This window comes from Paenibacillus sp. QJM3NY_38 (assembly GCF_056173265.1).
Map to the genome: position 1 here is coordinate 2,319,159 of NZ_CM149665.1, position 14,328 is coordinate 2,333,486.

The 14,328-nt window shown below is 52.2% G+C and carries 10 protein-coding genes and 1 pseudogene; 10 read left to right on the top strand and 1 reads right to left on the bottom strand.

Features of this window, described 5'->3' with window-relative positions:
* The first annotated feature begins 281 nt into the window (after nt 1–281).
* The 10 genes and pseudogenes from AC0VZ8_RS10220 (at nt 282) to AC0VZ8_RS10265 (ending at nt 11,718) form a co-directional block, all read left to right on the top strand.
* Nucleotides 282–3,930: pseudogene (locus AC0VZ8_RS10220) on the top strand (nitrate reductase subunit alpha).
* Nucleotides 3,920–5,455, top strand: coding sequence for a nitrate reductase subunit beta (gene narH / locus AC0VZ8_RS10225; protein WP_071223729.1), 1,536 nt, complete (start codon nt 3,920–3,922; stop codon nt 5,453–5,455). The pseudogene AC0VZ8_RS10220 and the gene narH overlap by 11 nt, the downstream one beginning before the upstream one ends.
* The gene (gene narJ, locus AC0VZ8_RS10230; RefSeq protein ID WP_475486763.1) at nt 5,448–6,026 is read left to right on the top strand and encodes a nitrate reductase molybdenum cofactor assembly chaperone; all 579 of its coding nucleotides are present in this window, start codon (nt 5,448–5,450) and stop codon (nt 6,024–6,026) included. Before narH ends, narJ begins: the two co-directional genes overlap by 8 nt.
* Complete coding sequence (gene narI, locus AC0VZ8_RS10235) at nt 6,013–6,705, top strand: respiratory nitrate reductase subunit gamma (RefSeq protein WP_475486764.1); 693 nt, start codon at nt 6,013–6,015, stop codon at nt 6,703–6,705. The genes narJ and narI overlap by 14 nt, the downstream gene beginning before the upstream one ends.
* A gap of 51 nt (nt 6,706–6,756) precedes the next feature.
* Entirely contained in the window at nt 6,757–7,221 is a 465-nt protein-coding gene (locus tag AC0VZ8_RS10240) for a GAF domain-containing protein (RefSeq protein ID WP_475486765.1), read from the top strand.
* Nucleotides 7,218–8,300 (top strand): sensor histidine kinase, encoded by a 1,083-nt coding sequence (locus AC0VZ8_RS10245; RefSeq protein ID WP_260064124.1) that lies wholly within the window; start codon nt 7,218–7,220, stop codon nt 8,298–8,300. Before AC0VZ8_RS10240 ends, AC0VZ8_RS10245 begins: the two co-directional genes overlap by 4 nt.
* Nucleotides 8,297–8,944 (top strand): response regulator transcription factor, encoded by a 648-nt coding sequence (locus AC0VZ8_RS10250; RefSeq protein ID WP_475486766.1) that lies wholly within the window; start codon nt 8,297–8,299, stop codon nt 8,942–8,944. The genes AC0VZ8_RS10245 and AC0VZ8_RS10250 overlap by 4 nt, the downstream gene beginning before the upstream one ends.
* A 167-nt stretch (nt 8,945–9,111) precedes the next feature.
* On the top strand, nt 9,112–10,626 hold the full coding sequence (locus AC0VZ8_RS10255) for a nitrate/nitrite transporter (RefSeq protein WP_475486767.1): 1,515 nt from the start codon (nt 9,112–9,114) through the stop codon (nt 10,624–10,626).
* A 51-nt stretch (nt 10,627–10,677) separates the two neighbouring features.
* Nucleotides 10,678–11,403 (top strand): YwiC-like family protein, encoded by a 726-nt coding sequence (locus tag AC0VZ8_RS10260; protein WP_475486768.1) that lies wholly within the window; start codon nt 10,678–10,680, stop codon nt 11,401–11,403.
* A gap of 78 nt (nt 11,404–11,481) precedes the next feature.
* Complete coding sequence (locus tag AC0VZ8_RS10265) at nt 11,482–11,718, top strand: DUF6953 family protein (protein ID WP_041621962.1); 237 nt, start codon at nt 11,482–11,484, stop codon at nt 11,716–11,718.
* A gap of 111 nt (nt 11,719–11,829) precedes the next feature.
* Here AC0VZ8_RS10265 and AC0VZ8_RS10270 read toward each other — a convergent pair whose 3' ends face one another.
* A complete protein-coding gene (locus AC0VZ8_RS10270) occupies nt 11,830–14,319 on the bottom strand; it encodes a glycoside hydrolase family 38 N-terminal domain-containing protein (RefSeq protein WP_475486769.1) in 2,490 nt (829 codons plus the stop codon).
* Nucleotides 14,320–14,328 lie beyond the last annotated feature (9 nt).

Here is a 14,328-nt window from a genome sequence, read left to right on the forward strand (position 1 = left end):
TGTTCGTCAACCAGATTCATAATGATTGCCTTAGGGATGTCCCATGAGATCGTCAGGTCTTATGGGACATTCTTTTTTTGTTCAAAAAGGGCTCCGTGCACGAATCGTTCCTTTCGAAGGCGTTTCCGGGCGACAAGCCATCAACAAGGGAATTCTCTTAGGAATATAGGTGTTTCCCTAATAGGAACCGGGGAAGAAGCCACCCATAATAAAGCTATACGAAGGACGGCACATTGATTCCCCAATCATTGTCATTCAAGCAGAAGGAGTTGAACTGTCCTATGAAACGAAAGTCGGGGCTGAAGTTCTTCAAGAGGATGGAAAGCTATTCTGATAATTGGTCCGTTCTGGAGGAGAAAAGCAGGGAATGGGAGGATATGTACCGCAAGCGCTGGTCGCATGACAAAGTGGTGCGGACGACGCATGGCGTAAACTGCACAGGCTCCTGCAGCTGGAAGGTTTTTGTGAAGAACGGGATTATCACTTGGGAAAACCAGCAGATTGATTATCCTTCCTGCGGGCCGGATATGCCGGAATTCGAACCGCGCGGCTGCCCGCGCGGAGCTTCATTTTCCTGGTATGAATACAGTCCGCTGCGAGTGAAAATACCCTTATATGCGCGGCCGGCTATGGCATATGTGGAAAGAGGCCTTAAGCCAACACAGCGATCCGATCGCCGCTTGGGCCAGCATCGTCGAAGATCCGGAGAAATCGAAGTCCTATAAACAAGCACGGGGTAAAGGCGGTCATGTCCGTGTGTCCTGGCAGGAGGCCACGAAGCTGATCTCCGCGCAGCTCATTTATACGATCCGCAAATATGGGCCGGACCGCATTGCCGGTTTCACCCCGATTCCGGCCATGTCGATGATCAGTTATGCTTCAGGGGCCAGATTCATTTCTCTGCTCGGCGGCGAAATGCTCAGCTTCTATGACTGGTATGCGGACTTGCCGCCGGCATCTCCACAAATCTGGGGAGAGCAGACCGACGTGCCGGAATCCAGCGATTGGTACAATGCCGGTTACCTGATTATGTGGGGCTCGAACGTACCGTTAACGCGGACGCCGGATGCCCACTTCATGACGGAAGTGCGATATAAAGGCACCAAGGTTGTGTCGGTCGCGCCGGACTATGCCGAGAACGTCAAATTTGCCGATAACTGGCTGGCTCCGAATCCCGGAACGGATGCGGCTATTGCGCAGGCCATGACGCATGTCATTTTAAAAGAATTCTATCATGAGCGTCAGGAACCAATGTTCCTGAATTATGCGAAACAATATACGGATATGCCTTTCCTGATTCTATTGGATGAGTTTGAGGGGGGCTACAAGGCGGGGCGCTTCCTGCGGGCAAGCGATCTGGGCGATGCCTCGCAGCATGCCGAGTGGAAGTCGGTGATCATCGACGAGAACACCAATGAAATCACGGTTCCGAACGGAACGATGGGACAGCGCTGGGAGCAGGATAAGAAATGGAACCTGATCCTGGAGCGCGAGGACGGCTCGATCATTGCCCCGGCGCTATCCGTGGAGCCTCAGGGTGGGGAGTGGCAGACGATTTCCTTCCCGTTCTTCGACAACAACGCCAACGGTACCTTCAAACGCCAAATTCCGGCGAAGACCATTCAGCTGGCGGATGGAACGGAGCGTCTGGCGGCAACGGTATACGATCTGATGCTCAGCCAGTATGGAATAGGCAGCGGGCTCGATGCAGACTCCTTCTATACCCCGGCCTGGCAGGAAAAAATCACCGGTGTGAAACCATCGGTCGTCGTCCAGATTGCCCGGGAGTTTGCGCAGAATTCGCTGGAGACCGGGGGACGCTCGATGATCATCATGGGCGCCGGGATTAACCACTGGTTTAACAGTGACACGATCTACCGTTCCATTTTGAATCTGGTCATTCTGACGGCGTCTCAAGGCGTGAACGGCGGCGGCTGGGCGCATTACGTCGGCCAGGAGAAATGCCGCCCGATCGAGGGCTGGTCCACGGTCGCCTTCGCGAAAGATTGGCAGGGACCGCCGCGTCAGCAAAATGCGACATCGTTCTTTTATTTTGCGACCGACCAATGGAAGTACGAAGAAATGGGGGCCGATTCGCTGAAATCGCCAACGGGCGGGGAAATCCGTTACCAGCATCCGGCGGATTACAACGTGCTTGCCGCGAGACTTGGGTGGCTTCCATCTTACCCGCAGTTTAACAAAAACAGCTTGAAGTTTGCCGAGGAGGCAGCGCAGCTGGGGAAAACCACCCATGAGGACATTGTAAAGCATACGCTTGCGCAAATCGTCTCTGGAGATACCAAGTTTGCGGCCGAAGATCCCGATGCGCCTGAAAACTTCCCAAGATCTCTGTTCGTATGGCGCTCGAATCTGATCTCAAGCTCCGCCAAGGGTCAGGAATATTTCATGAAGCATTTATTGGGCGCCTCGGACAGCCTGCTCTCGACGCCGAATGAAGAGGATAAACCGGAAGAAATGGTGTGGCGCGAAGACGTGGAAGGCAAGCTGGATCTGCTTGTTGCCTTGGACTTCCGGATGACATCAACTCCGATGTACGCAGATGTTGTACTTCCTGCAGCAACCTGGTATGAAAAAACGGACTTGTCTTCAACCGATATGCATCCTTTCGTGCATCCGTTTAACCCGGCAGTAGATCCGCTCTGGGAATCACGGTCGGACTGGGATATATACAGAACGATTGCCGAGGTCTTCTCCGACATGGCAAAGACCCATCTTCCGGGAATATATAAGGACCTGGTCACCACTCCGCTCTCTCATGACTCCATAAGCGAGATCGCCCAGCCATACGGTGAGGTGAAGGATTGGCGCAAGGGTGAAATTGAGGCCGTACCTGGCAAAACAATGCCCAATCTGACGGTGGTTGAGCGGGACTATACGAAAATTCACGACAAATATATTACGCTCGGTCCGAACCTGGCTACAGGCAAAGTCGGAGCGCACGGCGTCAGCTTCTCGGTCGCCGAAGAGTATGAAGAGCTGAAGCGTTTGAACGGAACGTATTACGATGACACCATCAAAAACGGCCTGCCCAAACTTCATACGGCAAGAAATGCGGCGGACGCCATTTTGAATCTGTCTTCGGCCACGAATGGCAAGGTATCGCAGCGAGCCTGGGAATCGGCGGAGGAGGACACCGGCGTGCAGCTGAAAGACATTTCCGCGGACCGCGCGGCAGAGCACATTACGTTCCAGAGTATTACGGCCCAGCCGCGGGAAGTCATTCCGACGCCGGTATTCAGCGGATCGAACAAAATGGGAAGACGATACTCTCCGTTCACGACGAATATTGAACGGCTCGTACCTTTCCGCACGCTGACCGGCAGACAGCATTTTTATATCGACCACGAAATTTTCCTGCAGTTCGGCGAAGCGCTGCCGGTGTATAAACCGACCCTTCCGCCAATGGTATTCGGGCCGCGCGACAAGCAGATTACCGGGGGAAAGGATACACTTGTGCTCCGATATCTGACGCCGCATGGCAAATGGAACATTCACAGCACCTACCAGGATAATCTGCACATGCTGACACTGTTCCGCGGAGGCCCGACGGTATGGATTAACAATGATGACGCAGCGGCGAACGACATTCAGGACAACGATTGGCTGGAAGTATACAACCGCAACGGCGTTGTCACCGCCCGCGCCGTCGTCAGCCACCGGATGCCGAAAGGAACGATGTACATGTATCATGCGCAGGATAAACACATCAACGTGCCGGGCTCGGAGATTACGAAGGATCGCGGCGGCAGCCACAACGCGCCGACGAGAATCCATGTAAAGCCGACCCAGATGGTCGGGGGCTATGCCCAGCTCAGCTATGGTTTTAACTACTACGGACCGATCGGCAACCAGCGGGATGTGTACGTGGCTGTCCGCAAAATGAAAGAGGTGGATTGGCTTGAAGATTAAGGCACAAGTCGCCATGGTCATGAATTTGGATAAATGCATTGGCTGCCATACGTGCAGCGTCACCTGCAAGAGCACCTGGACCAACCGTCCGGGTGCGGAATACATGTGGTTCAACAACGTGGAAACGAAGCCGGGCATAGGCTATCCGATTCGCTGGGAAGACCAGGAGAAATACAAGGGAGGCTGGACGCTGAAAAAAGGCAAGCTGCAGCTGAAATCTGGCAGCAAGCTGTCCAAAATCGCGCTCGGCAAAATTTTCTACAATCCGGATATGCCGGAAATGAAAGATTACTATGAGCCGTGGACGTATAACTATGAGCATCTGACGAATGCCGGGGAGAAGAAGCATCAGCCGGTGGCCCGTCCGAAATCGGCGGTAACCGGCGAGACGATGAATCTGGAATGGGGTCCGAACTGGGAAGACGATCTGGCGGGAGCCCATGTCACCGGCCCGAAGGATCCGAATATCGAAAAAATCGAGGAAGAGATTAAATTCAACTTCGAGCAGGCGTTCATGATGTATTTGCCCCGCCTGTGCGAGCATTGCTTAAACCCGAGCTGCGTAGCGTCCTGTCCTTCCGGTGCGATGTACAAGCGGGATGAAGACGGCATCGTCTTGGTGGACCAGGAAGCCTGCCGCGGCTGGCGGTACTGCATGACGGGCTGTCCGTACAAAAAGGTATATTTCAATTGGAAAACAAATAAGGCCGAGAAATGCACCTTCTGTTTCCCGAGAATTGAAGCCGGTCTGCCTACCGTATGCTCCGAAACCTGTACAGGACGTATCCGGTATTTGGGCGTGCTTCTGTACGACGCCGACAAGGTACAGGAGGCAGCTTCCACGCCGGACGAGAAGGATCTTTATCAGGCCCAGTGCGATCTGTTCCTGGATCCGCATGATCCGGCAGTGATCGAGCAGGCGCGGAAGGACGGATTAACCGAAGAATGGATCGAAGCCGCCCAAAATTCGCCTGTATATAAACTAGCCATTGAATATAAGCTGGCCTTTCCGCTCCATCCGGAGTACCGGACGCTGCCGATGGTTTGGTACGTACCGCCGCTCAGTCCGATCATGAACTATTTTGAAGGCAGGGATTCGATCGAGAATCCGGACATGATTTTCCCGGCGATCGAGGAGATGCGTACACCGATTCAGTATCTCGCGAATCTGCTCACGGCAGGGGACACGGTGACGGTGAAGGATGCCCTGCAAAAAATGGCGATGATGCGTTCTTATATGCGCGCGCAATCGTCGGGGGCTGAGTTTGATGAGACACGGTTAGCACGGGTTGGCTTGACCGCCTACCAAATGAAGCAGATGTACCGTCTGCTTGCCATCGCGAAATACGATGACCGGTTTGTTGTCCCGACTTCGCATAAGGAAAGCCATATGGATGTTTACCGTTCGCAGGGTTCCGAAGGTTTTAGCGCAAGCTGCGGCGGTTGCGGACCGGAAGGACTGCAGGGCAAAACGGGCAAAGAGCTGTACGAAGAAAACTTCTACGGGGGGATCTGGCGTGATTAATCTCGGAAAGCTGCATGATTATAAACATGTTTTCGGTTTTTTCGCTCAGCAGCTCACGTACCCGGAAAAGCTGGATTTCCACCCGTCGGTTATGGAGGAGTCGCTTGACTCCTCTGACCCGGCTTATGAATCCGTCAGAACGTACTGGGCGACCATGCATGAATACAGCATGGAAGAGATTGAAGAGCTGTACGTCCAGACCTTCGACTTTCAGTCGAAATCCACATTGTATATGACCTTTTATAAATTTGAGGATGGCAGGGAACGTGGCCAGATGCTCGCCAAACTTAAAGAGACGTATGAAATGTTTGGTCTGGGCATCGCGGGCTCGGAACTATCGGATTATCTCCCGCTGATGTGCGAGTTTCTATATGCAGCGAATTGGCAGGGGCACGAGAAGGAAGCTGGAGAGAGCCTGGATTTGATGCTGGCTGTTATGGAGGACGGCACCTATCATCTGCTGAAAGCTTTGGATAAATATAAGAGTCCGTATCTTTATCTCATTCAAGGCCTTCGCGAGACGTTCAAAGCATGTTTCAATCAGGAGGAGGCGGCTCATGAGCATGATTAATCAGTTTCTGTGGGTCATTTTCCCCTATATCTGCCTTGCCGTGTTTATTGTCGGTCATATTTACCGTTACCGTACGGACCAGTTTAACTGGACAGCCAAATCCAGCGAGTTTATCGAGAAGAAACATCTCAAGCTGGGCAGTCTCATGTTTCATTTAGGCATCATTCCTGTTATCGGAGGGCATGTTGCAGGCTTAGCTATCCCTCAATCCTGGATGGAGTCACTGGGGATCAGCGACCATATGTATCATATCGGGGCGGTGTATGTTGGAAGCGCATTTGGCTTTCTAACGCTGGGAGGCATGGTATTGTTAACCGCCAGGCGGTTCACCATTCGTAATGTCCGAAAACTCAGCACCGCTTCGGATATGCTGGTTAATGTCCTTCTGCTGTTTATCGTATTTATGGGGATGTACAGCACGCTGGTCACGAACGCGGTGCAGCCGGAATTCAATTATCGGGAAACGGTCTCCGTGTGGTTCCGTGGATTGTTTATGCTCCGTCCGGATGCTTCGTTGATGGTGAACGTGCCGCTGTCGTTTAAAATTCATATTCTGGCCGGATTCGGCATTTTTGGCTTATGGCCGTTTACCCGATTGGTGCATGTGTGGAGTGTTCCGTTGAATTATATGGGGAGAAGATATATTCTGTATAGAAAGCACCGTAAATTTGAATCGTAGAGCGGAAGAAGGCTGTTGGGCCTTCTTTTCTACGTCAGAGGAGTAATGGAAATGAAGAATCAGCCGATCTTTGATTACCAAAGTGAAATGGATAAGCTTCGAGCCCGGTTTCAATTCGATTTCGTGTCCATGGCGTTGGTGCAGCCGGCTGAAGACCGATTTGTTTTGACCTGGCAGTATGCCTCGGGAAATATAAACGAGAGGTACAAGCGTATCGTTTTACATTCCGGCAAAGGCATCGCGGGCATGGTATTTAAGACCGGAAAACCGATGCTGATTCAAAACGTGAATGCCGATATTGAATCAAGGGACTTGTATAATTATCCAATTATCGTTGCAGAGCAGTTGAAAAGCCTTGGCGCAGTACCGCTGTGGGAAGGCTCTCGCGTCAAGGGGGTTTTGCTTGTGGGATATCGCAAGGAAAACGTGCTGGATCCAAGGTCCTTTGAGTCGTTTCAGGAAGGAATGGGAACGGAATTTGGTGCTTTTTATGCCAAGGAGGTATCACAGCCTTGATTCAGATGACGGATGAACATTTAAGCGAATTGCTTCGAAGCATGTATCAGAATAGCATGGAGGCCATTTTTTTTATCGACGAAAAGGGCAGCGTGGTGGCTATGAATCCGGCTGCGGAGAACATCCTTGACATTGATGTGATTGAGAGGATGCAGTCCGGTGCGGATGGTTCCTTCTGCCAGACCTGCAAAGGCTATACCGATGAACAGGATCTTATAACCTGCTCCACATGCTATTTAGATTATCCGCATGGGGAGTTTTCATCGTTTCAGGTCTATCTTAAGACGCGCGGCGAAGGAATCGTTCCCTATGCGGCCAGTTACCATATCATCGATGAAGCCCGCGGCATCCGGGTGATGATGCTCCTTGACCTGACGAAGCAGCAGAAAACGCAGGAAATGCTGCAGCGGACGAATATGCTGAAATATGTCATCAAGGCACAGGAGGACGAGCGTAAGCGGATATCCCGCGAGCTCCATGATAGCGTGGCTCAAGAGCTGCTCAGCTCGCTGGTCGACCTGCGTGTCGTTAAATATATGGATGTAGGCGAGGATGTGCTCAAGAAGCTGCATCAGACCGAGGTGTCTTTAACCCGGCTTTTGGATGACATCCGGCATTTATCCGTTGAACTCAGACCTGCTTCATTGGATGATTTGGGGCTTGAGGCTGCATTCCGCTCCCATTTTAAATGGATCGGGAAGAATTACGGAGTGCTTGTTGAGTTCTCTGCGGAGTTAGCGGCAGCCCGCTACGGCAGCGAGATTGAAACGGTTGTGTACCGGGTATGTCAGGAAGCGGTGCTGAATGCCATGAAATATTCAGGAACGGACGAGGTGCATGTACGATTATGCGAAGTGAACGGCTACCTTCAGCTAACCGTTCGTGACCGTGGAGTTGGGTTTAATATGGTCATTGATGAAGCCAAGGGAACCGGATTGGGGCTGTACGGGATGCGGGAACGCGCGGAGCTCGTCGGGGGTCAGTTTATTTTGCTGTCCGCTCCCGGTGAGGGTACGACGGTTCAGCTCAACATTCCGCTTACGAATGGTGACGACAAGCCGGAGGTGATGGTTACATGAAAATTGTGATTGCGGATGATCATGCCGTGGTCCGCAGCGGATTTTCCATGATTCTGAATTACCAGGAAGACATGGAGGTTGTCGCGACGGCGGCAGACGGTATGGAGGCTTACACCATGGTGGCGAAGCATCGGCCGAATGTGCTGTTGATGGATTTAAGCATGCCCCCCGGCGAAAGCGGGCTGATTGCAACCGGCAAGATCAGCAGCGAATTTCCGGAAACGAAAATTCTGATTCTAACCATGTATGATGATGACGATTACCTGTTTCATGTTTTAAAAAACGGGGCTTCAGGTTATGTGCTCAAAAATGCGCCGGATGATGAATTAATCTCCGCCATCCGCATGGTGCAAAAGGGAGGGACCTATATCCATCCCCAGATGGCAACTTCCCTGGTTCGGGAGTTTATTAAGAAAGATAGTGAGAGCGCGGAGCAGGATCCGTTTAACAGCCTGTCCAAAAGGGAGATTGAGATCCTGCCTCTAATCGCCAAGGGCTATGGCAATAAGGAGATTGCGGAAAAACTGTTCGTATCGGTCAAGACGGTGGAGGCGCACAAGGCCAAAATTATGGAAAAGCTGAATTTGAAAAGCCGTCCGGAGTTAGTGGAATATGCGCTGAAGAAAAAATTGCTGGATTTTTAGTCCTTACCTATACAATAGGGCGCAATAAAGGGTCATTGCTTAAAGGAATAGGGAAGTTCCCCGGAGAGATTCAGGGAACTTCCCTATTAGCATTGTGAATAGGTGCACGTACAATAGGAGCTGGGGATCAATATGCCATTCATTACGCTTTAGAAAAGGTGATGGAAATGATCAAAAAGGTGCAGCTTCCGCTGCAAACAATGAATCTGGTGCTTGGCTTTATGGTATGGGTCATCATCTCCGCGCTCTTGCCGTTTATTCGGGAGGATATCTCCATTGCGGCCGACCGCCTCGCTATTCTGACGGCTATTCCGGTGGTGCTGGGTTCGGTCCTCCGGATTCCGCTCGGCTATTACGCCAATGTGGTGGGAGCGCGAATTGTTTTTATCGCCAGCTTTATCCTGCTGCTGTTTCCGGTCTATTTTATCAGCTCGGCTACCTCCTTTACGCATTTGGTAATCGGCGGCTTGTTCCTTGGGATCGGGGGGGCCGTGTTCTCGGTCGGCGTGACCTCACTGCCCAAATATTATGCGAAAGAGAAGCTCGGACTCGTAAATGGGATATACGGGATGGGCAACATCGGCACCGCCATTACCACGTTTGCTGCACCGGTCATCGCGACTCAGATCGGATGGTCCAGAACCGTCCAGCTGTATTTGGTTCTGCTGCTGATCTTTGCCGTGCTAAATGTAATCTTAGGCGACCGTAAAGAAATCAAAGTGAAAACACCGATTATGGAACAGATCAAGGGTGTATATAAAAATGAAAAATTGTGGTTCTTCTCACTTTTTTATTTTATTACATTCGGTTCGTTCGTAGCCTTTACGGTGTATTTGCCGAACTTTCTGGTTACCCATTTCGAGCTTGCGAAGGTGGATGCCGGGATGCGGACGGCAGGGTTCATCTTGGTAGCAACAATATTACGCCCTGTAGGCGGCTGGCTTGCAGATAAGTTTAAACCGCTGTTCTTATTAATGGGCGTATTCATAGGGCTCACGGCTGCGGCCATCCTGTTGGCATTCTCTCCGTCCATTGGCTTGTATACGGCCGGCTGCTTAACCATTGCCGTTGGTGCCGGGCTTGGAAACGGGGTTATTTTCAAACTCGTGCCCCTTTATTTCAACAAGCAGGCCGGCATTGTGAACGGTATCGTGTCCATGATGGGCGGTCTTGGCGGATTCTTCCCGCCGCTGATGCTTTCCTTCATCCATTCGGCTACGGGGCAATATTCCATTGGGTTCATGGCTTTATCGCAGGTTGCGCTGGCCAGTTTCGTTATTGTGGTATGGATGTACTATCAGGACAAACTCTCCGTACAATCCGAGGTGTTTAACTCCACCGGCCAGGGGATATTGGTTACGGATCGGAGCGGAAAGATCAATGCCGTCAATCCGGCATTTACGAAGTTAACGGGATATTCAGAGGAGGAAGTACTTGGCAAGAATCCGAGCGTATTGAAATCCGGAAGACAAACACCGGCGTTTTATCAGGCGATGTGGTCTGAAATCATGGAACATGGAAGCTGGCAGGGGGAGATTTGGAACCGCAGGAAGAACGGAGAAGAGTACTTGGAACTGCTAACGATTAACGCGGTAAAGGACGAATCGGGTGACATCGTTCAGTATGTGGGCACCTTCAGCGATATTACTTATCATCCGCCTGGCCGTTGTTCGAATGGCTGAAGATATGGATCGTACCGGGTATGAGTCTATGGATTGGAGAGGGAGAGACACATGAAAAAGACGAGGTTTGTCATACCCCGGGAGCATGGTGGCTGGGCTATGGTCAGCGTACCCTATATCATAGGAATGGCGGCCGCCAAGCCGGTGCTTCTGCACCTTCCGTTATTTTTGGCGTGGTTAGGTTTATATATGGCATCCTATCCGTTTCTGCAATCCTTAAAGAAAACATCCCAACGTAAAACATGGTTATCCTGGGGGATCGTTTATGCCCTTATCGCTATTGCGTTTCTCATTCCGGTGCTTGTCTTCAAACCGATGATGCTCTGGTTTGCACCTGTGCTGCTCATCCTGATCATGGTGAATGTTTGGCATGTCCTTCAGAAATCGGAGCGTGCGCTGTTAAATGATATTTGCGCGATTCTGCTGTTCTGTACCGGAGGCGCCGCTGCTTATATGCTGGGAGGCGGTGGTTTCGATCCGATCCTTGCCGCCGTCATTGGGTATAATTTCCTTTATTTTACGGGGACCGTGTTCTTTGTCAAATCGGTCTTCCGTGAACGCAAAAACAGACGCTGGACCGTATATGCAAAATTGTATCATGCTGTGATGTTGGTTCTGCCGATTTTCTTCGGGAATCCATGGATGTGTCTGCCATTCCTGTTTCCGTTCATTAAGACGTTGCTGTATTCCGGAAAAGTAATGAAGCCGATGAAGGTCGGAATCATTGAGATTGTAGGCTCCGTCCAGTTTTTATTGCTGTCCATCATTTTGATGTAGTCTGCCGTTTTCATAAAAATCGATTCCATCGTCCATTCTGTTATAATAAGTGAAGGTATACAGAAGGGAACGATGTGAATGACATATACAGCGCAGCAGGTGGCCGAATGGATGGTGGAGGAAATCCGGTTTACGGGTAATTTGTATCAGACGGAGGCCATCCGCTATGTACGCGAGAACTTCGGGGAAGAATTTGTTTTCGTGAACGAAAACGGAAACGCCTCGTTGTCCAAGGACGTGAAGAAGGCATTCCGCAAACTGCATGGCGGACGGATTGCTTGGGATCGCGACGGATTCATGTGGGCGTGGACGTAGTTTTGTTGAGCAAAAAAATAATAAGGACAGAGAGACAGGCTTAACGGCCATCCTCCCTTTCATAATGAGAACAGCTGCCTTGAAACCAGGGCAGCTGTTTTTCATCATGACTTATTTAATTCGGTGTACCGTGAATTGTCCGGTTGAAGCGTGCAGGGTCTTCGCAGCCTGCTCCGGGTCCAGCTGGCGATGCCGCTCTACCGCATAACGGAACTCATAGAAGCCGCCAAGCGTCGCTTTGAAGTTGGTTTCCCAGTAGTTGGTCAATATCCAGGCATACGTGGAAGGACGGCTGTCCTCCGGCTGCATGGTGTGGAGCTGACGAGGCGCGTGCTCCAGCGTTCCCAGCTGTACAAGCGGCGTGTCCGTCATGGACAGGGCCAGCGCTTCCCGGTCTATAGCCGAGTGCCAGAATATTCCCTCTTGCACGCTGGTGTAATCCAGGCAGCTTCCGGGAATTTGATCCTTCCAAGGGCGGAAATGACAACCGGCTTTTTCCACGTATAACTCGGCTTCAGTGCCCATGGAGAACGGCAAAGCCACATAGACATTTTCCGGCAGCCAGACGCTGTCCTTGTGGAAGCGGACGGACACCTCAACCCGGGGCTGGTTGGCAAACATCTTGATGTGGAGGGCATAGTAGCTGAGTCCCTTCACGTCGAACACCAGCTCGACCAGGGCAAATAGCGGTCCGTTGTCCAGCACGGTGACCCGGGTCAAGCGTCCGGTATCCCGCTGGACGTTCGTGCCCTTCCGGTTGCGTCCCATGCGGCGGCGGGTTGAGCATATTTCGGACGGATTATGCTCATCCTGTGCCGGCGTTACCTCGTAGATGGGGGTGAAAGGCGCGTGCTCGCGTGCGCCGTCCAGCAGGTCTGCTGAGCGCGTCTTATCGATCCAGGCCGTGATGCCTTCGTTCATCTCCCATTCGATCCGGAAGGATTCGGATTCGATCGAACGCTTGCCCACCACAATCGGATAAGGAGTTATGGGCTGTGTCTGGATGTCGGCGATTCCTTCGCACGCAATCGGTTCGGTGTTGCGCGCAGTCACCATGTTCCCGGAAGCGGAGAGTGCATCCGGTGTTTCGTGCGGATGGATGTACAAGATCCGGGACTCATCCGGTTCAAGCGAGAGCTGCGCGACAAGCGCCCCCGTGTGTGCCAATTGGTACGGCAGCGCCTGCCCGGTCGCTTCGTCGATGAGCTCAAACTTTTTCTTCAGGATCACGTGTTCCCAGCCATCCAGCGGAATGGCGACCTGCAGCGTCGCCGCGGCCGGTTCCGTATTGATCACCTCGTAGCGCAGGGGACGGTGGGGAGCGAGCAGCGCGCCCTGACGGGCCACGAGCGCTTTATCCAGCGCCCGGTAAGCGAGCTTGCTGGCTTCCGCCGCATAGGCCTGCTTCCGCACCTCGAGCATTTGCACCTGCGGATGCCATGGCTCATACACGGAGGAATGATAGCCCCATGTATGCTCGGCATACATGGTCAGCGCCTGTGACGCATCCTCGACCTCGGCCAGGCTTGCCGCACCATGGACCGGATCTAGCCGCTTGACTTTGCGAAGCGTGCGCTGGGCATCCCGGTAAATCTGGGTATGCATTGCTGTTGAAGCGACCCCATCAGTCCACCAGTCCGGCCAATCCCCCCGGTGTACTGGAAGCGCGGACAGGTCCTCCTGTTTCAATGCCGCAAAAAATTCGGACAGCGTAGCCATCTTAATGGTGATTTGGTTGCCGTATTGTCCATTCCATTTCGTAATCCACTCCGCGATATCCGCATTCGGGGATGCATTGTCCGTGCCCAGGCCGGAGACCATGACCGGAACGAAGGAATACGGATAGGACTCCTGCTCGAGATTCCATAAATACCGGTTAATCCGTAAAGCAGCGATCTCGTTATGACGTTGTTCAGGCTCCATCAGGTTATGCTGAAGCTCGTCCTTGATGATATATTTGCCCAGTGCATCAGGGCAGAACCCGAGCTCGTTGCCAAACATATAATGTTCGCCGTTCCAGACAAGCAGCCTGCCGCCATTCGGACTTTCCCACCAGAACGGGGTTTGTTTGCGTCCCAGCGGATACATGCCGTGATGCGTATGGATGCAGGAAAACAGATGCTCGATGTTATTTTGCAGCAGGCTTTCGGCATACCCCCAGCTGTATCCGTTAATGTCGGCGGTCATGGCGCTGTCGATCCGATGTCCGAAGGTCTCCGCGAACCTTTGCGACTTGCCGTGATTCCGCAGAAGGAGGTCGAAATCCGGGAGCTCGGTCATATTGAGATAGGTTCCGGACAGTTCGATGTCGCCACGCTTTACCGCTTGTTGAAAAGCTGTTTTTTCTGCCGGAGTTGCCGCTTCGAGAAATTTCTCTACGGCCCAGAAGGTCTCGCAAGTCCAGCGGAACGATTCCCATTCCGGGCGCTCCCCGCGTTGTGCGGCTTCCGTGATGTCTAGTGCCTGGCGGATAAAATCAACATGGTACTGCTCGATTCTCTCTTGGCGTTCCGTGTAGCCGATATCCGTGTGGGAATGATGGATGACATAGATCGTCCAGGGAAGGGCGGGTCGATGACCGCCTTGGGTGGATAGGTTCATATATTAGTG